We start from the raw sequence: 20,869 nt of genomic DNA, 5'->3' as shown, positions 1-20,869 counted from the left end.
GCTTCCGCTTCCAGCCGTCAGGGCGCGTTCTCGACGCGCGAGCGGTCGCCGGTCCCGCCCGTCAGCGCGCTCGCGAGGGCCCCTTTCACCACGACGTCGTCGCCGAGGTCGGTGAGCCGCACCTCGGGGACGTTGATGAACACCATCTCCGGGAGCTTCTCGCGGATCGGGTCGAGGACGCGGTCGGGGTTGTTGAGCGCGACCGCGCCGCCGACGCTCACGACGAGCGGCGCATACGCGTGAATGACGTTGGCGATCCCCATGGCGTTCCAGTGGGCGACCTGGTCTATCACGTGGTCGGCGAAGGTGTCCTCGCCCGCCGCCTCGAACACGTCGACCGCGGAGAAGTCGGGGTCCTCGATCGGGAGGCTCGTCTCGATCGGGTCCTCCTCGTACAGCTCCCGGGCGTACTTCGGGATGTTGTTCCCCGAGCAGTACCCCTCCCAGTGGCCGTCGAGCCCGCACCCGCAGGTCATGAACCCGTGCGGGTCGACGGTCATGTGGCCGACCTCGCCGGCGTTGCCGTCCCATCCCGAGAGGACGTTGCCGTCGACGGCGACGCCGGCGCCGATCCCCGAGGAGATGGTGAGATACACCATGTCGTCGGGGTTGCGCTCGGAGTGGAACCGCTCGCCGATGACGCCCGCGATGGTGTCGTTGTGGAGGTACACCTCCTCGGTGTCGAGCAGCCGCCCGACCGGCCCGACGAGCGGGATGCGCTCGACGGTGTCCGGGAGGTTCGCGGGCCCCTGAACGATCCCCTCCGCTAGGTCGAGCGGGCCGATAGAGCCGATCCCGGCCGCGATAGCTTCGCTCGGTGCGATCCCCGCGTCGGCACAGGCCCCCCGAACCACCTCGAGGACGGCCTCCGTGACGGCGATGCCGTTCGGTCCCCGCGGGGTGCCTCGCGACGCGGCGCCGAGGACCGCCGCGGTCTCGTCGCCGACGACCGCTCGGACGTTCGTCGCGCCGAGATCGACGCCCACGTAGTACATCGGGTGTAAGCGCGGACCCGTCTCACTTAAGCGGGACGCTTCGCGCGGTCGAGCGGGGATAAAAAACCGAGTCGTTTCACCGAAATCGCGTTACGACGCCGTCTCGCGGACGAACGTCACCGGGCACGGCGCCGAGAGCATGACCTCCTGCGCCGCGCTGCCGAAGACGGCCTTCCCGGTCGGCGAGCGGCGCCGCCCGCCGACGACGACGCGGTCGGCTTCGAGTCCCTCGGCGGTCTGAACCACCTCGTCCGCGAGGTCGCCGACCGCGCCGCGGATCGAGTGCCGCACGCCGGCCGCGGAGAGGATCTCCGAGAGCTCCCGGGTGGTCCGGTGTCGCTCCGCGACCGCGTCGGGCGTCGAGTTCTCGCCGTCCAGGTCGAAGCCGAGTTTCGCGCGGGTCTCGTCGAACTCCTCCTCGCCGAACACGTGGGTCAACACGACCTCGGCGTCCGCCGGCCCCGCGAGCGCGATGATCTCCTCCGCGAGCCGCTCGGTGCGTTTCTCGTCTTCCGTGCCGACCGCCAGTACGACTGTTTTGATGCTCATACACCCCTTTGGTCCCCCACCGGCTTAAGGGCAGCGAAGTATTAACTCAAATCCGAATAAATATTTAACCGATCGATCCTGACACTCTCGCAGCCGCGAGGCCCCCGTCCCGACCGGACTCGGTCGGGCGAACGGGACGCTTCCGATACCACGAGCGGGGCGCTACGAGTACGACGAACGGGGCGCTTCCGATACCACGAGCGAGGCGCTACCGGCGCTCCCAACGGCTGTCGACGATAACAAGGCGGCTCCAACGGCGAGGGGATTCGATCAGTAGTCGGGCGCGTCGTCCTCGACCTCGCGCTTCAGCGAGTCGCGGCGGGACTTCGCGTCGCGACCGGTCGCCTCCAGGAGGAACTCGTTTTTCGCGTCGACGGCGTCCGCGGCGGCGTCGGCGTTCCCCTCGGCGATGACGTCCTCGGCAGGTCGCTCCTCGAAGTGGACCGCCAGCTTGTCCTTCTTGCTCCCGTACTCGGCGGCGCCCGCGACGATCCGGTCGAACACCGGGTTATCGGGGTCCGCGACGACGTACAGCTCGTGGCCCTGCCACTCCTCGGTGCCCGTGACTTCGCCGAAGTACTCCTCGATGGAGCCTTTCAGGTCCGGCATGCGGTCGTCCAGATGCTCGCCGCGGCGCATCTTGTACTCCTTCATGCCGCGACCGTTCGACAGGCCGGCGTAAACCAGTTTCGTCACGGTCGCTCGGCGCGTTCGGCCGTCGACGCGGTCCGTTTCCTGTCCGCCCCGCCTACTGCGGTCGCTCGTCGACGTAGCCGCGCTTGCACTCCGGACAGATGTCTCCCGCGCGCATCGAACTCCCGTCCGCGGCCCGAACCATCCCGCACTCGGGACAGTAGTACTCCGTCGGCTCGTCGTCCCCTATCGTCTCCAGTTCGGGGCTCTCGCCCCGGGTGATCCCCGTTCCGCTCTCGCCGTCGGCGTCGAACGCGACGGCCTCGGCGTCGTCGGGGGCCTCGACGTACTCCGTCTCCGCTCCCTCCTCCCGCTGTTCCGCGGCTTCGGGGGTGAGTCCGCCGCCGAACTCGACGCCGGCGTCGCCGCCCTCGCCGACCTCCGCGCTGAACCCCTCGTCTTCCCCGCCGTGGTCGGGCCAGGCGGTCGGGCCGTCCGCGTCGTCGTCCGATTCATCGACCGACGGCCACGCGCCCCGCTCCCTCTCGTCGGCGTCCGCCGCCTCCTCGTCGAGGATCACGCCGTCGTCGCCCTCCGCGTCCGCCTCGTCGCTCGGTGCGGACTCCGGCGCCGCGTCGCCCGCGGGCGACGACGCGGACGCCGACTCCTCGTCCGCGTCCAACAGCTCCGCGTCCTCGGCCGTCGGGTCCGGTCGGTCCGCCGCGTCCGACGCGTTCGCGGCCTCCGGGCGATCCGCAGCGTCCGGCGACGTGCCGATCTCGTCCGCGGAGGGTCCGGTGTCGGCGGTTTCGGGCTCCGCGTCGCCCGCGGGCCCGTCGTCGATGATCACCGCGTCGTCGCTCCCGGCTCCGGGCTCCTCGTCGAGGGTCACCCCCTCGTCCGCGCTCGCGCCGTCACCGGCCTCGGCGCGTCCCGCCGCCGCGCCGGGGCCGGCGCCCCCCTCGGCGGCGCCCGGAGCGGGGCCGCCCTCGGGCGTCGCGGCCGCGCCCGTGTCACTTCCGCCGGCCGCGTTCGCGGCTGCCTCGTCGGCGAGTTGCTCCATCGTCGTCACCTCGGTGTTTTCGCTGACGATCTGCGTCTCGCCGCAGCGAGCGCAGGTCTTCACCTCCTTGACGGTCGTGACGACCTCGTCGCCCTCCTCCTCGCGTTCGCGCTGGAGTTCGGGTTCGCCGAAGTCGTGTCCGAGCAGACACCTGAGTCCCATTGTGCCACCCTGCGGTGCCGAGGGTAAAAAACGCCCCGTCGGCGTCCGACGCTCGGCACACGACCGTTTCGCGGGGCGACCGGGCCGCCGCCCTCGGTTTTGCTCGCCGCGCCGCGCGGACACAGACTCTTTGTGGATCGGTCGCGTACCGTGCCTCTACATGCCTACCGTATCCTACAAGGGCGAGGAAATCGAGTGCGAGAAGGGCGCCAACCTGCGCGACGTGCTCAAAGAGGCCGGTCTCTCCGTCTACAACGGCAAGATGGAACAGCTCAACTGCCGCGGCGCCGGGTCGTGCGGCTCCTGTGCGGTCCAAGTCGAGGGCGAGGTCAGCGAGCCGGGCAAAAAGGAGCGCGCCCGCCTCTGGTTCCCGCCGCACCACCCGAGCCACGACGTCCGCCTCGCGTGTCAGACGAAAGTCGAGGGCGACGTCGAGGTGACGAAGGGCCGCGGGCTCTTCGGCCAGCACATCTGAGCGCGGCCGCGACGCTCGCGTCCCTTTTGAATCTCCCAAACGACGCGCACGCGCCGAGCGACGCGCTCGCCGGGAATAAAATACGGCCGCGGCGAGCGTGAGCCCGCGACGCGGACGAAAACGTTTGGTACCGTGTGTCAGAGTCGCGTTCGGCGTCAGCCGGACCGACCCACCTTTCGGATCGGCTTACTGCCGAACGACGTTGGTCGCGCGGGGGCCCTTCTCGGAGGACTCGATGTCGAACTCGAGCTCCTGACCCTCTTCGAGGTCCGGGCCGCCGACGTCTTCCATGTGGAAGAACACGTCGTCGTCCGCGTCGTCAGTCTCAATAAATCCGTAGCCGCCAGTGTCGTTGAAGAAATCAACCTTTCCGGTCGCCATTGCGTTCATAGGAAGTCTCCGGCGGGGGATAAGGATTGCGAGTGTAGAGTTACCACGACGCTCAGTGGACGTTCGTTCTCGAATATCCTCAGTTTCGTGGCCAGACGTTGACCGCGCGACGGATTCGCGGCTCTCGATCTGCCAATCCGTCGAGTTCTCCGACGGCCCTCCGACGCCGACGTTTATGTTTCCGGCCGCGAAAGCCGCGCGTGTGTCTCACGCGCACCGAGCGGACGGCCCCGGCCTGACGCTCCGCGAGAACGGTCCCGCGCTGCTGGTCCCGGCGGCGTGGGGCGTCGCCGCGGGGGCGGTCCTCGGCGTCGTCTCCGCGCACGCGCTGTTCGTCGCGCACGTCGTTATGAGCGTCCTGCTCGTCGCCTTCGTCGTCGCCTCGTGGCGCGACATGGCGACGGGCGTCCTCCGCGCGTGGAAGCTGGCCATCCTCGCGGGCACGCCGGTCACGCTCGCGGGCGTCGCCGGATTCCTCGCGCGCGACGGGGCCGCGCCGACGCTCGCTGCCGCGGTCCCGGCCGACGCGCTCCTCGGCGTCGCCTGCTACGGTTGGATGCTGCTGCCCGCGCCGGCGTTCGTCTACACGGGCCTGCGCGACCCGGCGGTCCCGCGCTCGATCCTCCATCACGTCGCCGCCGCGTGCTCGGTCGCGGGCGCCCTCGTCGCCGCGCTCTCGGGCTCTTCGACCGGAACCGTCGCGGGAATCGCGCTCGTCGGCGCCGGGCAGACCGCGGGCATCCTCACCGCGACCGCGCTGTACTGACCGCCGGTCCGCTCCGCGCGCCTCTCACTCGGCCCCCTCGTCGAGCGCCCGACGCAGCGCCTCGCGGTGAAACGCCACGGCCGCGTCGCGGTCGACCGGCGGGTAGCGCGGGTTCGTCACCACCCCCACGCTGTCGACGACCGCGCTCGCGACGGCGGCCGCGCGGTGTGCCCGCGGGACGGGGGGCAGCGGGGCGACCGACTCGTAGCCGCCGCGGAACGCCCGCCGGAGCGGTTCGGTCTCGTCTCTCGGCACGTACCAGTCGACGACTAGGTGTTCCGCCTTGGCCACTGACACGCCTCGCGGCGCGGCCAGCGGCGCCTCCCAGTCGAGGACGGCCGCCACCGCCCCGTCCGCGACGAGGGCGTTTCCCGGGCGGAAGTCCCACGGGAACAGCCGCGGCTCGCCGTCAGTCTCGATCGGCCCGCGGAGCGCCTCACGGAGCCGCTCCCGGAGGTCGTCGAACTCGGCCGGAAGCCGCGCCGCGTGTCGTTCGCCGAACTCCCGCACCCAAGCCGCCGTCGCGGTCGGGTCGCGGACGGACAGCGACGCCCCGCGCCATTCGGCCGCAACGGCGTCGGTCGCCTCGTCGCCCGTTTCTCTGTCGGCCGTCACCCGTCCGCAGTCGGCGAACCGGAACGCCTCGTGGAGTGCCGCGAGATACCGTCCGAACGCGCCCGCGACGCCCCGCCGCTCTCGGGGACTGAGGTCCACGAACGCCGCGTGGAGGTCACGCCCCTCGATCAGCGGCGTGACCATCCACCCGGTCCCGTCGACGACGCCCTCGCCGAGCGGCCGGGGCACGGGGACCTCCGTCCGCGCGTCGATCGCCGCCAGTAGGGCCGCCTCGGTACCGGTCGCCTCCAGCGCCTCGGCGTACTGGACGACGACCGGGTCGGCGGTCTCGAACCGCACCACCTCCGTCCGCTTCCGGTTGCCCCGATTCAGTCGCTCGACGCGAACCGGGATCGCCCCCGGGCGCGTCGCTGCGAGGGCCCGGGCGCGGACCGCATCGCTCACTGGCTCCTTGCCGCCAGCGTCGATTCCGGGATCGACCGCGTCGCCCCTGTCCCCATTCGTCCCCGCATCTGGCTCGTCCGTCTCGGAACCCGTCCCGTCCGAAAGCAGCGCCGCGACCTCGGCAAGCGAGTCGCAGACGTAGTCCGGGCGGTACGGGGCCGGCGCGTCGTCGGGGTCGGCCCGCAGCCACGCCGACCGGAGCCCCGCGTTGTGCGCGCCGGCGACGTCGTGTCCCAGCGAGTTCCCGACGTACAGCATCTCGCTCGGCTCGACCGACAGCGCGACGGCCATCCGTTCGAACGGCTCCGCGTGAGGCTTTCGGCGGGGCAGGTCGCCGGCGTACACGACCGCGTCGACGCGGTCACCGAGGCCGAGCGCCTCGACTTTCGCCCGTTGCCGGTGTTCGGGCCCGTTCGTGAGGACGCCGACCGGCCCTACCGCGGCGGCGGCCGCCAGCGCGTCGGTCGCGGCCGGGAGGTACGCCACCTGCGAGCCGTCCGCGACCGCTTCGAACGCCGCCGCGAGGGCGAGCGGGTCGACGTCCCTGTCGTGTTGGGCCGCCAGCCGCGCGAACCCCGTCCCGAGGTAGCCGACTCGGTCGTCCGGGTCCGGCGGCCCGTCGAGTACCGCCCACAGCTCGTCCGGTTCGCCGAACGGTTCGACGCCCGCCCGCTCGAACGCTCGTCGGTAGAGGGCGTCCACGTCGCCGTCGTGGCGGCACAGCGTGTCGTCGAGGTCGAACGCGACCGCCGCGAACCGGCTCATGACAAGTGGGTGGCGCCGCGCGGCGAAGTCGGTTTCGGCGACGCGCCCGTACTCTCGGGCGATGCCCGCCCCCGAGGACACCCACGACTGCGAGACGTGCGGCGCGAGCGTCGCCGTCGCGGACGCCCGCCGCTCGGAACCGTTCGGCGACCTCGACCCCGACGCGTGGCAGACGCTGAACTGCCCGGACTGCGGCGACCGGCTCGCGACCGTCTTCGTCGGCGACGAGTGACTGTTGTCCGTCCGCCGGGAGCCGCGGTCCGTCCGCCGGGAGCCGTGTTGCCACCCCACAGTATCTACCTCTCCGGCCCGTAGTCGCTCCATGCTCGACGTCGGCACGATCTACCTCGTCGCGACCGGTGCGCTGCTGCTCGTCGCGCTGGGAGTCGGGGTTCGGGCCCTCGTCGCGATCTTCAGAGAGGGCCGCGAGCGCAGCCGTAGGCGTCGCGAGGGCGAGATCGAGCGGTACACCGAGGACCCCGTCTACGACCGGGAGCCGCCGGACCCGGACGCCGACGAGACGGCCCCGTCGACCTGCCCGCAGTGCGGCGCGGAGAACGACGGGGAGTTCACCTTCTGTCGCGAGTGCGCGGCGCCGCTCGGGCCGGCGACCGACTGAGACCGGGTCGCGTCGCCGAGCGGTATCTCCGCCCTACCGGAGCCGGGTACGACAGTTCCACGAGTGTCCGACGTCTCCGTGCTCGGATCCGACCGTCGGACCATACCTATCCCCTTACCACGCGTAGAAGGCTGTGACTACTGGTCTTCCGGCCTCGGAGGGGGACCTGGATAGACCGCGAAACGCGTCGTCGACCGGTCTCCGCGCTACGAACGCATCCGGCTTGTACAGTAGATCCACATATCATGACAACAACCAACACAGATAGAGCGAACCGAACTATTCCCCTCTCACGGCGCAGCGTCCTCCGCACGACCGGTGCTGCCGGCGCGCTCGCAGTCGCCGGAGCCGGTCTGCCGTTCTTCACCCGCGTCGCCGCGGCCGACGAGCAGTTGATCGAGACGTGCGGGGGCGACGTCGACGTCGTCGTCGCACTCGACTACTCGGGCTCGATACGGTCCGCCGGCACGTGGGGAGACATCCAGAGCGGTGTGGACAGCTTCCTCGCCGTCGTACCGGAAGACGTCCAGTTGGGTCTCGTCACGTTCGGCGACGCGCCGTCCGCGTTCGAGTACGGCCCGGGGAACCTCCTCGACTTCGCGACCGCGAGCAACGTCTCGGCGATTCGAGCCGGCATCCCCGCGAGCGTCCCGCAACAGGAGAACGCGACGCACATGCCCGGCGCACTGGATTTCTCGAATGCGATTCTTGAACAGGAGGGCCGCGGCGGAACGGAGATCATCATCCTGATCACGGACGGCGGACCGAACTACGAGAGCGGCGTCGTCGGCGACGGCGCGGCGCCGCCCGACGACGACACGACGTTCCCGTACGGGACGTTCGCGTACACCGGCGGATCGACAGGCAGCGAGAACGGGACCGCCGGTGAACAGGGTGAGATCGACGAGACCACCAGTATCGCGACCGCGATCAAAGACGCCGGTCGCCGGGTCATTGCGGTCGGTATCGGCGAGAACGTCGCCGGCTTCGATGACTATCTCCGAGACGAGATCGCCAGCAGTGCCGACGACTTCGTCTCGGTTCAGGACGCGTCGAACCTCGGCTCGGAGCTTGACGCGGTCATCAGCGAGGTCTGTGAGGAGTGCGTCGACTGCTCCGCCGCCGGCCAGCTCGCGAAGTACGAGTTCGCTTGCGTCGAGACCGATCCCGACACTGGCGAGTGCCTCGCGTACGACTTCGTCCCGGAGGGAGCCGCTGCCGACACCGTCGCGTACACCCCCGGTTCCTTCGTGAGCAAGCCGGGTGAGCCGTTCGAGCCGATGGCCGCCTCCTTCGACACGGCGTACTGCGACCTCTACGCGTTGGTCAAGAGCGGCCGCGAGCTGGAAGTCCAGTCTTTCGAGGGGATCGACGGGAGCCTCACGGTCGAAACCGCGAACGACGAGAAGTTCGCGATCAGCTTCGTGGCGTTCTACTGTACCGAAGACGCGGCGATCGAAGCGCTAGCGCGCTTCCCGTCCCGCGGCAGCCGATCGTCGCCCCGGGGCAACCGGTCGCCGCCCCGAGGGAGGCGATAGTCGGGTCGCGACGTCGCGTCAGGGCGCGGTCGCCGCTCGCTCGCTGTCGCTCGCGGGTTCAGAATATGCCGCCTCCCCGATTTGAACTCGCCGAGACGCTCGCCCTCGCTCCGCTCGGGCTCGCGACTCGTCTGCTCAAATCGGCTCGGGAGCAGTTTCACTGCTCACAGTTCGCAAGAAAATGCCGCCTCCCCGATTTGAACTCCGGAAGACTTCGCTTCGCTCGCCTTCCGAGCCCCCGCTCGCTGCGCTCGCGGGGAGGGGGGACAGCTCGATCTTCAGTCGGGGCTAACGAACTTGGTTCACACAAAACAATGCCGCCTCTCCGATTTGAACTCGCTGAGACGCTCGCCCTCGCTCCGCTCGGGCTCGCGACTCGTCTGCTCAAATCGGCTCGGGAGCAGTTTCACTGCTCACAGTCCGGTCGCTTCTCCCTCACGAGTTCGCAGGAAAATGCCGCCTCCCCGATTTGAACGGGGGACAGCTCGATCTTCAGTCGAGTGCTCTCCCAGTCTGAGCTAAGGCGGCTCGCACTCGGACCAACGCCGATTCGAGACAAAAGGATTTCGAAAGGCGGCGCCCCGATCGGCGTCCGCTCGCCTGCCCCCGCGGCCGCGCTCACTTCGGTCACAGTCCAGTTCGCGTCCCAGACGCCGGACGATATCGCCGCTGATCCGGGTCGACGGCGCGGATCGTGGTTTCCGCAACGGCCCCGTTTCTCCCGCCCCTGGATCCGTTGATGCCATCGCACGATCACGACCACGACGATCACGACCACGACGACCACCACGAGACGCTCGACGCCGCGGTTGACGCGCGCGACGACTGGGCGCGCCGCCGCCGCAAGGGGATCCCGACCGACGAGAACCTCCTCGTCGTCGCCTGTATGGACGAGCGCATCCCGATCGAGGAGGCGCTCGGCATCGACCTCGGCGACGCGCAGGTGTTCCGCAACGCGGGCGGCAAGGTGACCGACGACGTGATCCGCTCGGCCGCGCTCACGACGAACTTCTTCGACACCGACGAGATCGTCGTGATCAACCACACCGACTGCGGGATGATGAGCGCCCCGGACGAGGCGGTCCGCGAGGGCCTCGAAGCGCAGGCAGGCGACCTCGACGCGGCCGATCTCGACCCCTCGCTGCCGGAGCTGAACATCGGCGACGCCGACCTCCTTGACTGGGTGAAGATGACCGACGACATCGACGCGGCCTGCGCCGCGCAGGTCGAGTACCTCCGCGAGTCCGCGTTCATTCCGGACGACACGACCGTCTCCGGCTACGTCTACGAGGTCGAGTCCGGCGAACTCCGCCGCCCCGACGAGCGCATCGCCGAGGAGATCAGCGAGCGGCGGGCCTGACTGCCCTGCGACGGCGGCGAGCGCCGCATCGAGGCCTCGCGCCCCGAGGTGTGACGTTTTTATGCGCCCGCGGCGAACCGACTCACGAATGAACCGAGGACGCGCGCCCGCGACCGGGCGAGGTGGTGTCGGTGGACGCTGATGGCGACGCCGCGAACGACGACGCCGGCTCCGAATCGGTCGCCGCGAGCGGCGACGCCGACGCGCCGGTCGTCGCCGGCTTCTTCTCCGGCTGCGGCGGCCTCGATTTAGGCTTCGAGCGGGCCGGCTTCGACGTCGCTCTCGGGAGCGACCAGTGGGAGCCGGCCGCCGAGACGTACCGCCGCAACTTCGATACCGAGTTCCTCGAGGGCGACGTCCGCGAGCTCGACGCTCCGGCGCTCCGCGAGGCGGTCGCGGGCGCCGGCTACGACCCCGACGGCGTCGACGTGGTGATCGGCGGGCCGCCCTGTCAGGGGTTCAGCCGGCTCAACAACGAGCAGATCGAGCTCGACGAGATGGAGAAGGACCGCCGGAACACCCTCTTCGAGGAGTTCCTCCGGGTCGTCTCCGTCCTCGAACCGCAGCTGGTGTTGATGGAGAACGTCCGCGACCTGATCAACCGCCAGACCAGTGACGACCGGTACGTGAAAGACCTCATCGTCGACGAGTTCGCGGCCCACGGCTACAAATGCGAGTACCGCGTGCTGGAGGCCGAGCAGTACGGCGTCCCCCAGAAGCGCCGCCGGATCTTCTTTATGGGCACCGACCGCGACGTGCCGATCCGCTTCCCGGAGCCGACGACGCCGGAGGGGCACTGGCGCACTGCGGGCGAGGCGCTCGCGGACGCGACCGACGACCTCCCGAACATGACGTACGCGGACACCGGCGAGAAGACGCTCGAACGCATCCGCCACGTCCCCCCGGGCGGCTACTACCGCGACCTCCCCGACCGCCTGAAGACGAAGAAGTACCAGTGCGACTGCGAGGACACCGACACCTGTCCGCACGAGCCGGAGATCGTCAAGCGGTACGGCACCTACCTCCGCCGGCTCGACCCCGACGAGCCGTCGCTGACGGTGAGCACGAACGTCTTCATCCACCCGACCGAGGACCGCTACCTCACCCCGCGCGAGATGGCCCGGCTCCAGACGTTCCCCGACGAGTTCGCGTTCGAGGGGACGAAGACCGACGTGATGAAGCAGATCGGCAACGCAGTCCCGGTCCGGCTCGGCGAGGAGCTGGCGAACCAACTCCGGGAGTACTTCCCAGAGATCCGCGACGCGCCCCCCGCCGACCCCGACGTGTACGAGCAGCAGTCGCTTACCGACTTGGCTTGAGGGGGTGATCCCCCTCTGTATGTGAGAGTTGCCGGCGGCTATCTATCTTGGTTATTCAGCTACTGTGGTGGCCATCTCTCTTCGAATAAGAAGTCGTCTGCGTAATTTATCCGGGGACTGTTCTTTTCCGGTGGCTCTACCCTCAACGATATTGATTTCCCGAACGCATCATCTGGTATGAGATACGTCTCCGCTTCTTCGGGATGCTCAATTACGTAGAAGTCAGCTGGTTCCGTAACGTTGAATCGCAATAAGCCGCCTTCGAGCCAGGCGGACTCAACGCGGAGACGGAACTCGCGGTCTTCCCCGCTAGCGATAATCGTCTGCCCATCGTCACAATCTGCTGGTACCGTTGGCGTGTATTTATCTGATTCTACCATCTCAACTGTTCTCGACACCAGTGAGGCTGATGTGGGTGTCCCAGAAGGATTCACGACTGGCGGCCAATTGTTTTCGAACGCATAATCGTCAGCCAGTTTTGCTCTCGACGGATTCTCACAACCCTCCTCTGTCCGGAGTGAAACTGAGTCACCAAACTCTGCTGCGTGGATAGAACAGACCTCATCAAGCGATTCGCAGTAAATCAAGTAGTAGTCTGCTGCCTCATCCAAGGTACATCTAATTCGATTATCAACTTGCCAAGCTCTTTCGATACCGACCTTCGCAACGTCTCCCGCTGCATCCTCTACAAAGACAACTTTCTGTTCTTCGTCTTCTGTATTAGAGTATACTGACACGCCCTCTTGCCGAAGTGTCTCGATGACTGTCGAATCAACTGTATCTGAATTAGCGTCATCTACTGGCCATTGCTCTTCCAGTCGATACTCTTCGGCCCAGTTGACCTGTCTCGTCTCCTTGTCAGGGGAATCGACTCGCAGATACATCGAGGTACCCACCTCGGCAGCGGGGATTAGATACGTCTGATCTGTATCATAGCAATAGACGACAAAACAATCGATATCCTCTCCGTATCGCTTATACGTGTGACCCGAAGCGTTCGTGTGCTGGCTCAGTCCGTTGAATCGGATCGTTCCGTCTTTTAATCGACCAGTTTTGATTTGCGCTCTCAACAGATCTCCTCCGGGTTGCTCGACAACGACATCGTATCGCTCATTGTCTCCAACAGGCGTTGAGACACTAATCTCTCGTCTCTTTAATTCGGTAATGACAATTTGCTCGGTTAAATCGCCCCGCCGGTGCGATTCCATGGATACTGTATTTTACCATGTCCAATCTTAATAACATTTGTATATTCACAAACTACGAAGGAATTACAGTAGATAGATACTCCTCCAATTTTTATGAAATGTATGGCCCGAACCCGCGCCCTGCTCACCGAAACTGAGAGGAACCATCTTCGGTCGGAAAATTCCAATTCACAACGGTATCAGGCGATTTCGCGGATCCGGAATCGCATTGATGATGAGCTGGCTACTGATATCGACATTCTCCGAGAGCATCATCCGGAGCTATACGAGGAGCTGCGAGAAACCGTCTGTAACGAAGCAGAATGAACATGGGGCCGCTGAGAGTCGAACTCAGGTCCACTGCACCCAAGGCAGCGAGGATACCACTACCCCACGGCCCCGCACTCCTACGTACCCCGAAGAGCCGCTAAAGGGTTTCGTTGCGCTTCGCGCCGGTCACTCCTCGTCGTCGCGCCGTTCGAGGTCGGCGACGATATCGTACGGGTCGGTCCCCTTCCGGACCGCGTCGAGGATGAAGAACGCCTCATCGGGCGCGAGGAAGTGTCTGGTGACGCCGCGGCCGAGCGGCGTGGGCTCGAAGCCGTCGATGAAGTTCCACTCCAGCAGCTTCCCGAGGGCGTGCTTGGTGGGGACCTCGCCGATCATGCGGTCGTTGAGGCGCTTGGCCTTCTTGCCGGCCACGACGACGTTCGCGAGCGTCTCCTCGGCGGCCGCGGTCTCGTCGTAGTGGGTCGCCACGTCCTCCATCTCGCCTTTCAGGAGTGTGAACGCCACCTCGTCCTCGGTGCGGTCCATCGATCCGTGGTAGACGCCGTCGGGCTCGACGAGGAGGTAGACGCGGCCGCGGTCGTGGTAGTCCGGGCGCCCCGCGCGCCCGAGCATCTGCGAGAACTCCTGGACTGAGAGCCACTCGATCCCCATCGCCAGCGAGTCGAAGATCACCTGCGAGGCGGGGAAGTCGACGCCGGCCGCTAGCGCCGCGGTGGTGACGACCGCCGAGAGGTCCTGGTTCCCGAACATTCGCTCGACCTTCTTCCGGCGCCCGTAGTCGAGGCCGGCGTGGTACGGCGCGGAGTCGTACCGCAGCTTGCGGCTGATCTCGTGACAGCGCCGCCGCGAGTTCGTGAAGATGATCGTCTGCCCGCGGTACCCCTTTGACGATTTCGTGTCGAACTCGCGTTTCACGAGCTTGTCGGCGATCTGCGCCTTCTCGCGGCCGTCCGCGAAGGTGACGTGCCGCTCGATGGGGACCGGTCGCTCCTCGTACTCGATGAGCGTCGCGCGGAGCTTCTTCGCCAGCCACTCGGGGTTCCCGACAGTCGCCGAGAGGTAGACGAACTGCGTGCCGTCGTAGCCCGAATGCGTCTCTATCCGGTTCTCGCTGTAGTACTTCAGCCGCGAGATGAGCCCGTCGAGCCGGTGGCCGCGCTCGCCCTCTTTCAGCGTGTGGACCTCGTCGATGACGACCGTCCCCACGTCCCCGAGGTCCTTCCCGGTCCGGAGCGCGTGGTCGATCCCCTCGTAGGTGCCGACGATCACGTCGGCGTTCGGGTCGAAGCGGTTGCCGTCGTCGTTCACCCGCGAGGAGCCGACGCGGATGGAGACGTCGAGCAGGTCGCCGTAGCGCTCCTCGAAGTCCTCGTGCTTCTGGTTGGCGAGCGCGACGAGCGGGACTAAGAAGAGCAGCTTCCCGTCCCCTTTCAGCGCGCGGTCGATCCCGGTCAGCTCGCCGACGAGCGTCTTCCCGGTCGCCGTGGCGCTCACGACGAGTTGGTCATCGCCGTCGAGGAGGCCGTTCCGCACGGAGAGACTCTGGACGGGGAGCAGCTCCTCGAACCGCCCTTGGAGGTGCGAAGAGAGGTCCGGGTGGAGATCGAGGTCCTCCGTTCGGACCGGCGAGACATCGTCGACGTTCGCCGACACCTCGTCGTACTTCGTGAGGTCGGGATCGAGCCCCCCTTGGAGGAGGCTCACGATCCGATCTAAGTCGCCCGACTCGTACAGCAGCTCTTCGAGGCGCTCCTCGGCCGCGCCCGTGAACTCGCCTTTGTACGACAGCTCCCGCTCTAACTCCCGGCGGGCGCAGTCCCGGCAGATCAGCTCGCCGTTGTGTTCGATCGCGTCCTCCGAGGTGATCGGCCCGTACCGCCCGTCGCTCGCGCAGCGCCGGCAGGTCCGGACCGCCGTCGCCTCCAGCTGGTAGCCGTCCAGCATCTCCTTCAGCCGTTTCCGGTTCTCGGAGGAGGTCTGCTCGGAGATCCGGATCCGGCCGGCCGCGCGGGCGAGGTCGACGAACTCGTCCGGCTGGCGGGGGTGGTCCTCGCCGTCGCGGATCACCCGGAACTTCCCCGGGCGTGGGCCCGCGGACGTCTCCTTGAGTTCGAGCCGCCCGCGGAGCACGCGCTTGCCGTCGCGGTTCGCGACGACGGTGTAGTCGCTCCGCGCCTCGTGGAGGAACAGCGTCTCGACCTCGGCCAGCTGCTGTGACACTGCCCGTCGGTACGCGAGGTAGGTATTTCAGGAGTTCGGCTCGTCGTGCGGCGCCGGTCGTCGACTGCGCGGCGCCGATCGTCGACTGCGCGGCGCCGCGGCTACGTCACGCGAACGCGCGGAAAAGAACCCGCCTCTCGGACGGGGTCGGGGCCGAGGGCTCTACGAGACGAGCAGCTTCTCGCCGCGGTCGACCGTGATCCGGCACGGCGGGGAGAGCTTGTTGTACGCGCGGCGGAACGCCTCCTTCACGACGGACGCCTGCTCGACGTCGCAGTAGGCGGTGAAGACGACGTCGTCCTTGTTGAGCCGCGCGGCGGTGCCGACCGGCTTGCCGAACGCCTGGCGCATCCCGTCGGAGACGCGGTCCGCGCCGGCGCCGGTCGCCTGCTTGTTCTCCCGGATGACCTGGTGGGGGAACTTGCGGAGGGTCATCTTGTAGTTGCCCTCGCCGAGCTCCTTGATCAGGTGGCGGTTCGCCGAGAGGCGCGCGCTCTCTAAGGAGCCGTGTCGGACCTGAAGCTCCTCCTCGACGCGGAGGCTGATCTGGACGGGGTAGTCGTCCGGCTCCGCGGAGAGGTCGCCCATGTTGTGCTGGGCGATCTTCGAGCCGGGAATGCCCGTGATGTATTCGCGGCGGGTGTACGACGGCTTGTCGATCGTCCGATACATAGAGGCGGGTTTGTCAGACATGGCTACTTGTCCGATGTAGCCCCCGCTGCGGCGATAAACCCTTCGATAGCGAGGCGCCTTCGTCGGCTCCTCGGGAGCCAGCGCCACCGTTCCGCCGGCTCTCGGTCCGCGTTGGCGCGTCGCTCGGATCACTCCTCAGGCGTCGGGTCGAGCGCGACGTGGTCGAACCCGCGGTCCGCGAGCCGCTCCGCGGCCCGGTCGGTCACCGACGGCGCGACGAGGATTCCGCGGACGTCGGGCGAGTCGGTTCGTTTGGGGCCGGCCTCGCCGCCTTCTGCGGGGTCCTCGATCCCCAGCTCTTCGCGGAGCGCCCGCACGTAGCGCGCGAGCTGTCCCACGGCGTCCGGCCCGACTCGGCGGCGCTTCAGCTCGACGACGACCGGGGTGCCGTCGGCGTCGGCGCCGAAGATGTCCATCGGGCCGGCGCTGGACGGGCGTTCGGTCTCGCGGGGTTCGAACCCCTGCTCGACGAGGTCGGGGCGCTCTAAGATTCGGGTCCGGAGGTCCTCCTCGCTCCCGTGGAGGGTGAGGTCGCGGCCGCCCGTCACGGCCATCGCGGAGAGCTGGTGGACGTCGGAGAAGCGGACCGTCAGCGTCTCGTCGGGGCTGTTTCTGGTCGAGCGCACGCGGAGCCGCCCCTCGCGCACCGCGGCGTGGTGTTCCGACCCCGGGGGCTGCCAGTTGACCGGCTGGCGCCCCTCGTCGGTGTGGACGAGGGCGGCGCCGTCGGGTTTCAACACGAGCAGGCGGTCGCCGGCGCCGAGATCGGAGGCTGCGCGGCCCTCGTAGGCGACCGTACAGCGGCCGAACAGGCTGACGAGGTCGCCGCGTTCGAAGGCGTCTTCCAGCTCCCAGAGCGCCTCGCGGTGGCTCGGGTCGTGGACGCTCGTGACTGTCACTGGCCTCCGTAGGCGGTTGCGAGTGAAAAAGGGCGCGAGCGGGGCGGCCCCGGCTCAGTCGCTCCGCCGCGACACGACGATGCCGGCGACGAAGAGGACCGCGCCGAGCGCGAAGGCGGCGATTCGGAGCGTCGTGTCCGACACGAGGATCCCGGCCAGAACCGATACGCCGAACCCGGAGTGTAACACCGCGGTCAGGTTCATGGGATCGGTACTGTCGCGCCGCACAAAAGCCGGTCGGCCCGTTTCCATCGCGTCGATCCAATCGCTTCGTGCGCGCGTTCACGCCGTCACAACCGCTCACGACACCGTGTGGTTCAGTGAAACGTGTTCAGTGTCGAAATTCCGTCCTCAGTAGCTTTCGATCTCGACATCTAGTCGCTCGAAACCCTCGACGTTTCGGGTCAGGACCGGTTCGTCGACGACCTCGGCAGTGGCGGCGATGATCACGTCGCCGTCGCCCACAGGCGTCCCTTCGTTCTGTAGCTCACCTGCGAGCCGGCCGGCCTTCCGCATGACGGCGGTGTCGGCCGGATGGATCGGCTTCGAGGCGAGGACGTCTTCGACCTTCTGACGCTCGCTTTCTGATTCGGTCGCTCGGGAGATACCGTAGTACAGTTCGAACAGCGTCATCGAGGAGATGCGCTGCTGGACCAGTTCCGTCTCCAGCTCCCGAGCCTTTTCGACGGCGTCCTCGTCTCCGTTCATCAAGTCGATGAGGAACGACGTGTCCAGCAGCACGCTACGCCTCCCGAAGCCGGTCGGCGGCGTCCTCCAGCTCGGCGGCGCGTCGATCACGCCGCTCCTCGACGGCTTCACGGAGCGCGTCGGCTTCGTCGTCGCTCAGAACCCCAGCAAGTTCCAGCAGCGATCGCTCGCCGGCGAGCCGGAGAACGACGTCGGAGAACGTCTCGTCATCTCGCTTGTGAGCGGCGAGCCGGTCGTAGGCCTCCTCGGAGAGGCGGATGCTTTTCGACATGTGTATACGGTTGTATGCAGACTCACAAAGGGTTTTCTCAGGGTTCGCCGCTGAACGCCTACGTCCCGTGTTCCCAGCTGCCCATGTACTCGCGCTGCTCGTCGCTGAGCTCGTCGTACTCGACGCCCTCGGCGGCGAGCTTGATGTCCGCGACCTCGCGGTCGAGCTCGTCGGGCACGTCGTGGACGCCGGCGTCGTACGCGTCGCCGTTGGAGGCGAGCTCGCGGACGACGACCGCCTGGACGCCGAAGCTCTGGTCCATCACCTCGACCGGGTGGCCTAAGGCGATGGGCGCGGCGAGGTTGACGAGCCGGCCCTCGGCGATGACGTTCAGGACGCGACCGTCCGCCATCTCGAACCCTTCGACGCCGTCACGGACCTCGTAGCGGTCGACCGCGAGGTCGTCGAGGTCGTCGAGGTTGACCTCCACGTCGAAGTGGCCGGCGTTCGCGAGCAGGACGCCGTCGTTCATCTCCTCGAAGTGTTTGCGGGTGATCACGTCGCGGTTGCCCGTCGTCGTGATGAACACGTCGCCCTTCTTCGCGGCCTCTTTCATGGGGAGCACCTCGTACCCCTCCATGTGGGCCTCTAAGGCCTTCCGCGGGTCGACCTCGCAGACGACCACGTTCGCGTTCTGTCCGGACGCCTTCTTCGCGACGCCCTTCCCGCACTGGCCGTAGCCCCCGACGACGACGTTCTTGCCGGCCCACGAGAGGTTCGTCGTCATCGCGATAGTCGCGAGCGACGACTCGCCCGTCCCGTGGACGTTGTCGAACAGCTGCTTCATCGGCGTGTCGTTCACGGCGAAGACGGGGTAATGGAGCTCGCCGTCGGCGTCCATCGCGCGCAGGCGGTCGACGCCGGTGGTCGTCTCCTCGGCGCCGCCGACGATGGAGTCGATGAGGTCGGGGTACTCCTCGTGGACGAGCTTCACCATGTCCATCCCGTCGTCGACGGTGATGGTGGGCTCGTGGGCGATACAGGCGTGCATCGCGTCGTAGTACTCGTCGTCGTCGACGCCCCGAACCGCGTAGGAGGTGATCGACTCGTGGGCGTCGAGCGCGGCCGACACGTCGTCGTGCGTCGAGAGGGGGTTACACCCGGTGATCGCGACCTCGGCGCCGCCCTCCGCGAGCAGCTCGACGAGGTTCGCCGTCTTCGCCTCGACGTGCATCGCCATCGCGATCGTCTCGCCTTCGAGCGGCTGCTCGTCGACGAACTCCTCGCGGAGCGCGTTCAGGATCGGCATGTGCTGGAGCGCCCAGTCCATCTTCCGGCGCCCCTCCTCCCGGGCCGTGTCGACGTCCGAGAGGTGCTTCGACACCGGCGGATACGCGGTTTCGCTCATACCTCCCGGTTCGCTTACGGCGCACTAAACCCTGCCGACACCGGAGTGCGCACGGAAAACGAGGATCCGGTCGTCAGCGACTGTCGCTCGCGTCACTGAACCGAACTGCGGACCGCGTCGTCAGTTACCGCCGGGGCCGCCCGCGTGGTCCGGCGGGCCGCTCTCGCCATCGTCGTCGTCTTCGTCGTCCTCATCCTCTCCGTCATCCTCGTCGTCTTCTTCCGCAGATTCGTCCTCGGCCTCGTCCTCTTCGGCCTCGTCTTCCTCCGCGTCGTCGTCTTCGTCCGCCTCATCTTCTTCCGCATCGTCGTCTTCGTCGGCCTCGTCTTCCGCGTCGTCGTCTTCGTCGGCCTCGTCTTCCGCGTCGTCGTCTTCGTCGGCCTCGTCTTCCGCGTCGTTTTCCTCGGTCTCCTCATCGTCCGCGTCATCCTCCGCGTCGTCGCCGCCCGGGCCGCCCGCGTGGGCCGGCGGGCCGCGCTCGTCGCTGTCGTTCTCGCCGTCGGGGCCGCCGGCGTGGTCCGGCGCGTTGCCCGGCGCGCTGTCGTTGCCGTCGTCGGCGCCGCCGGGGCCGCCCGCGTGGTCCGGGGCGTTACCGGGGTTGTTCTCCGTCACGAAGTCCGAGACCGCGGCGCCGATGCCGCCGTCGCGGTCCTCGAGGCTCTCGATGAACTCCTGGACGAACTGGCCGAACGCCTGCTCGTCGGCCTCGTCGTCACCCTCGACGGTCAGGTCGACCGTCTCGGAGACGCTCTCGCCGTCGTATTCCGCGGTGATCTCGACGCTGACGTTCTCCTCGGCCGCGGGGAGCTCGACGGTGCCGTTCTCGTCGGTGTCGTACTCGCCCGTCCCCGCGTAGGAGGCGTTCTCGTCCGCGTCGTCCGCGAGCGCGACGACGACGGAGGCGTTCTCCACCGGCTTGTCGTCGTTGGTCACCGTGACGACCGGCTCGCCGTCGGTGTTCTCCACGTCGAGTTCGAGGCCGTCGGGCGCCTCGATCCCGACCGTCTCGGAGACGCTCTCGTTCTCGTACTCGGCGGTGACGTCGACCGTCACGTCCTCCTCGGCGGCGGGGAGGCCGACGGTACCGTTCTCGTCGGTCTCGTAGTCGCCCTCGCCGGCGTAGGAGGCGTTCTCGTCCGCGATCGCGACGTTGACCGAGGCGTTCTCGACCGGCTCGTCGTCGTTCGTCACCGTGACGACCGGCTCACCGTCGGTGTCGTCGACGGCCAGTTCGAGGCCGTCGGGCGCTTCGAGATCGACCGTCGTCGAGGCGGTGTCGTTACCAGAGGCGGCCGTGACGTCGACGGTCACGTCCTCTTCGGGGGCCTCGAGGTCGACTGTACCGTTCGCGTCCGTCTCGTACTCGCCCGCCCCCGCGTACGACTCGTTCTCCGCGTCGACGACGCTCACGACGACCGTGGCGTTCTCGACGGCGGTGTCGTTCTCGGTCACCGTGACCGTCGGTTCGCCGTCCGCGTCGTCGACGGCCACTTCGAGATGGCCGTCGGCGGCCGCAACGCCGGTCATCGCGCCGAGCGCGACGACCGCGACCAGTAGGATGGCTGTCGTGCGTTCGCTCATGTCCACTCGGGTCCACT

General features: G+C 67.7%; 21 protein-coding genes, 2 tRNA genes and 1 pseudogene. 7 read left to right on the top strand and 17 right to left on the bottom strand.

All coding sequences use genetic code 11. The features are described 5' to 3' along the window. Positions 1 to 17: 17 nt before the first annotated feature. From F3H13_RS13570 to F3H13_RS13555, 4 genes are all read right to left on the bottom strand, one after another. Positions 18 to 995, bottom strand: a complete 978-nt coding sequence (locus F3H13_RS13570) for an ROK family protein (RefSeq protein WP_149799548.1) — start codon at positions 993 to 995, stop codon at positions 18 to 20. A gap of 90 nt (positions 996 to 1,085) precedes the next feature. Further along, positions 1,086 to 1,544, bottom strand: coding sequence for a universal stress protein (locus tag F3H13_RS13565; protein WP_149799547.1), 459 nt, complete (start codon positions 1,542 to 1,544; stop codon positions 1,086 to 1,088). Positions 1,545 to 1,814: 270 nt separating this feature from the next. Beyond that, positions 1,815 to 2,198, bottom strand: a complete 384-nt coding sequence (locus tag F3H13_RS13560; RefSeq protein ID WP_149799575.1) for a DUF5611 family protein — start codon at positions 2,196 to 2,198, stop codon at positions 1,815 to 1,817. A 94-nt stretch (positions 2,199 to 2,292) separates the two neighbouring features. Continuing rightward, entirely contained in the window at positions 2,293 to 3,402 is a 1,110-nt protein-coding gene (locus tag F3H13_RS13555; protein WP_149799546.1) for a DUF7093 family protein, read from the bottom strand. Positions 3,403 to 3,562: 160 nt separating this feature from the next. On the opposite strand from F3H13_RS13555, the gene F3H13_RS13550 reads away from it, so the two are divergent. Continuing rightward, positions 3,563 to 3,877: a 2Fe-2S iron-sulfur cluster-binding protein gene (locus F3H13_RS13550; RefSeq protein ID WP_149799545.1), complete on the top strand. Its 315-nt coding sequence runs from the start codon at positions 3,563 to 3,565 to the stop codon at positions 3,875 to 3,877. A 186-nt stretch (positions 3,878 to 4,063) separates the two neighbouring features. Here F3H13_RS13550 and F3H13_RS13545 read toward each other — a convergent pair whose 3' ends face one another. Then, positions 4,064 to 4,258: a cold-shock protein gene (locus F3H13_RS13545; protein WP_004599158.1), complete on the bottom strand. Its 195-nt coding sequence runs from the start codon at positions 4,256 to 4,258 to the stop codon at positions 4,064 to 4,066. A gap of 184 nt (positions 4,259 to 4,442) precedes the next feature. Between F3H13_RS13545 and F3H13_RS13540 the strand changes: the two genes are divergently transcribed. Continuing rightward, positions 4,443 to 5,033, top strand: a complete 591-nt coding sequence (locus F3H13_RS13540) for a hypothetical protein (RefSeq protein ID WP_149799544.1) — start codon at positions 4,443 to 4,445, stop codon at positions 5,031 to 5,033. Between the two features lie 1,101 nt (positions 5,034 to 6,134). Here the strand turns inward: F3H13_RS13540 and F3H13_RS13530 are convergent. After that, positions 6,135 to 6,818 (bottom strand): annotated as a pseudogene (locus F3H13_RS13530) (HAD family hydrolase); the annotation flags it as partial. A 61-nt stretch (positions 6,819 to 6,879) separates the two neighbouring features. On the opposite strand from F3H13_RS13530, the gene F3H13_RS16290 reads away from it, so the two are divergent. From F3H13_RS16290 to F3H13_RS13520, 3 genes are all read left to right on the top strand, one after another. Further along, positions 6,880 to 7,050: a hypothetical protein gene (locus tag F3H13_RS16290; protein WP_188128073.1), complete on the top strand. Its 171-nt coding sequence runs from the start codon at positions 6,880 to 6,882 to the stop codon at positions 7,048 to 7,050. A gap of 90 nt (positions 7,051 to 7,140) precedes the next feature. Beyond that, a complete protein-coding gene (locus F3H13_RS13525) occupies positions 7,141 to 7,437 on the top strand; it encodes a zinc ribbon domain-containing protein (protein WP_149799543.1) in 297 nt (98 codons plus the stop codon). A 245-nt stretch (positions 7,438 to 7,682) separates the two neighbouring features. Then, positions 7,683 to 8,975, top strand: a complete 1,293-nt coding sequence (locus F3H13_RS13520; protein ID WP_149799542.1) for a vWA domain-containing protein — start codon at positions 7,683 to 7,685, stop codon at positions 8,973 to 8,975. 454 nt (positions 8,976 to 9,429) lie between these two features. Here the strand turns inward: F3H13_RS13520 and F3H13_RS13515 are convergent. Then, a tRNA-Phe gene (locus F3H13_RS13515) sits at positions 9,430 to 9,503 on the bottom strand. A 211-nt stretch (positions 9,504 to 9,714) separates the two neighbouring features. On the opposite strand from F3H13_RS13515, the gene F3H13_RS13510 reads away from it, so the two are divergent. Beyond that, positions 9,715 to 10,335 carry a beta-class carbonic anhydrase gene (locus F3H13_RS13510; protein ID WP_149799541.1) on the top strand — a complete coding sequence of 207 codons (621 nt, stop codon included), beginning with the start codon at positions 9,715 to 9,717 and terminating at the stop codon, positions 10,333 to 10,335. Positions 10,336 to 10,466: 131 nt separating this feature from the next. Then, positions 10,467 to 11,654, top strand: coding sequence for a DNA cytosine methyltransferase (locus F3H13_RS13505; protein WP_149799540.1), 1,188 nt, complete (start codon positions 10,467 to 10,469; stop codon positions 11,652 to 11,654). Positions 11,655 to 11,713: 59 nt separating this feature from the next. On the opposite strand, the gene F3H13_RS13500 is transcribed toward F3H13_RS13505, so the two are convergent. The 10 genes from F3H13_RS13500 to F3H13_RS13455 all read right to left on the bottom strand — a co-directional run bounded on the left by F3H13_RS13500 (position 11,714) and on the right by F3H13_RS13455 (position 20,852). Then, on the bottom strand, positions 11,714 to 12,862 hold the full coding sequence (locus tag F3H13_RS13500; protein WP_149799539.1) for a group I intron-associated PD-(D/E)XK endonuclease: 1,149 nt from the start codon (positions 12,860 to 12,862) through the stop codon (positions 11,714 to 11,716). Between the two features lie 309 nt (positions 12,863 to 13,171). After that, positions 13,172 to 13,242: transfer RNA gene (locus tag F3H13_RS13490), tRNA-Pro, on the bottom strand. Positions 13,243 to 13,297: 55 nt separating this feature from the next. Beyond that, the gene (locus tag F3H13_RS13485) at positions 13,298 to 15,352 is read right to left on the bottom strand and encodes a DEAD/DEAH box helicase (protein WP_149799537.1); all 2,055 of its coding nucleotides are present in this window, start codon (positions 15,350 to 15,352) and stop codon (positions 13,298 to 13,300) included. 162 nt (positions 15,353 to 15,514) lie between these two features. Next, entirely contained in the window at positions 15,515 to 16,045 is a 531-nt protein-coding gene (locus tag F3H13_RS13480; protein WP_004599151.1) for a 50S ribosomal protein L16, read from the bottom strand. A 128-nt stretch (positions 16,046 to 16,173) separates the two neighbouring features. Further along, positions 16,174 to 16,944 carry an endonuclease NucS gene (gene nucS / locus F3H13_RS13475; protein WP_149799536.1) on the bottom strand — a complete coding sequence of 257 codons (771 nt, stop codon included), beginning with the start codon at positions 16,942 to 16,944 and terminating at the stop codon, positions 16,174 to 16,176. Positions 16,945 to 16,998: 54 nt separating this feature from the next. Further along, positions 16,999 to 17,148, bottom strand: coding sequence for a hypothetical protein (locus F3H13_RS16285; protein ID WP_188128072.1), 150 nt, complete (start codon positions 17,146 to 17,148; stop codon positions 16,999 to 17,001). 147 nt (positions 17,149 to 17,295) lie between these two features. Beyond that, positions 17,296 to 17,742, bottom strand: coding sequence for a type II toxin-antitoxin system VapC family toxin (locus tag F3H13_RS13470; RefSeq protein ID WP_223174426.1), 447 nt, complete (start codon positions 17,740 to 17,742; stop codon positions 17,296 to 17,298). Beyond that, positions 17,687 to 17,923 (bottom strand): antitoxin VapB family protein, encoded by a 237-nt coding sequence (locus F3H13_RS13465; protein WP_149799535.1) that lies wholly within the window; start codon positions 17,921 to 17,923, stop codon positions 17,687 to 17,689. The genes F3H13_RS13470 and F3H13_RS13465 overlap by 56 nt, the downstream gene beginning before the upstream one ends. 58 nt (positions 17,924 to 17,981) lie before the next feature. Then, positions 17,982 to 19,271, bottom strand: a complete 1,290-nt coding sequence (locus F3H13_RS13460) for an adenosylhomocysteinase (protein ID WP_149799534.1) — start codon at positions 19,269 to 19,271, stop codon at positions 17,982 to 17,984. Positions 19,272 to 19,391: 120 nt separating this feature from the next. Then, entirely contained in the window at positions 19,392 to 20,852 is a 1,461-nt protein-coding gene (locus tag F3H13_RS13455) for a DNA primase (protein WP_149799533.1), read from the bottom strand. Positions 20,853 to 20,869: the final 17 nt, after the last annotated feature.

It is taken from the genome of Halorubrum xinjiangense (assembly GCF_900102375.1).
Taxonomy (GTDB): Archaea; Halobacteriota; Halobacteria; order Halobacteriales; family Haloferacaceae; genus Halorubrum; species Halorubrum xinjiangense.
Note: the sequence above shows the minus strand (reverse complement) of the source record. Positions and strands in the feature narration are given on the sequence as shown.

Excerpts from the sequence above, each read along its gene's own strand:
- F3H13_RS13460 (WP_149799534.1), bottom strand. The coding sequence starts at position 19,271 with ATGAGCGAAACCGCGTATCCGCCGGTGTCGAAGCACCTCTCGGACGTC.
- F3H13_RS13540 (WP_149799544.1), top strand. The coding sequence starts at position 4,443 with ATGTTTCCGGCCGCGAAAGCCGCGCGTGTGTCTCACGCGCACCGAGCG.
- F3H13_RS16285 (WP_188128072.1), bottom strand. The coding sequence starts at position 17,148 with ATGAACCTGACCGCGGTGTTACACTCCGGGTTCGGCGTATCGGTTCTG.
- F3H13_RS13555 (WP_149799546.1), bottom strand. The coding sequence starts at position 3,402 with ATGGGACTCAGGTGTCTGCTCGGACACGACTTCGGCGAACCCGAACTC.
- F3H13_RS13565 (WP_149799547.1), bottom strand. The coding sequence starts at position 1,544 with ATGAGCATCAAAACAGTCGTACTGGCGGTCGGCACGGAAGACGAGAAA.
- F3H13_RS13510 (WP_149799541.1), top strand. The coding sequence starts at position 9,715 with ATGCCATCGCACGATCACGACCACGACGATCACGACCACGACGACCAC.
- F3H13_RS13545 (WP_004599158.1), bottom strand. The coding sequence starts at position 4,258 with ATGGCGACCGGAAAGGTTGATTTCTTCAACGACACTGGCGGCTACGGA.
- F3H13_RS13570 (WP_149799548.1), bottom strand. The coding sequence starts at position 995 with ATGTACTACGTGGGCGTCGATCTCGGCGCGACGAACGTCCGAGCGGTC.
- F3H13_RS13465 (WP_149799535.1), bottom strand. The coding sequence starts at position 17,923 with ATGTCGAAAAGCATCCGCCTCTCCGAGGAGGCCTACGACCGGCTCGCC.
- F3H13_RS13550 (WP_149799545.1), top strand. The coding sequence starts at position 3,563 with ATGCCTACCGTATCCTACAAGGGCGAGGAAATCGAGTGCGAGAAGGGC.
- F3H13_RS13560 (WP_149799575.1), bottom strand. The coding sequence starts at position 2,198 with ATGAAGGAGTACAAGATGCGCCGCGGCGAGCATCTGGACGACCGCATG.
- F3H13_RS13455 (WP_149799533.1), bottom strand. The coding sequence starts at position 20,852 with ATGAGCGAACGCACGACAGCCATCCTACTGGTCGCGGTCGTCGCGCTC.
- F3H13_RS13480 (WP_004599151.1), bottom strand. The coding sequence starts at position 16,045 with ATGTCTGACAAACCCGCCTCTATGTATCGGACGATCGACAAGCCGTCG.
- F3H13_RS13520 (WP_149799542.1), top strand. The coding sequence starts at position 7,683 with ATGACAACAACCAACACAGATAGAGCGAACCGAACTATTCCCCTCTCA.
- F3H13_RS13500 (WP_149799539.1), bottom strand. The coding sequence starts at position 12,862 with ATGGAATCGCACCGGCGGGGCGATTTAACCGAGCAAATTGTCATTACC.
- F3H13_RS13525 (WP_149799543.1), top strand. The coding sequence starts at position 7,141 with ATGCTCGACGTCGGCACGATCTACCTCGTCGCGACCGGTGCGCTGCTG.
- F3H13_RS16290 (WP_188128073.1), top strand. The coding sequence starts at position 6,880 with ATGCCCGCCCCCGAGGACACCCACGACTGCGAGACGTGCGGCGCGAGC.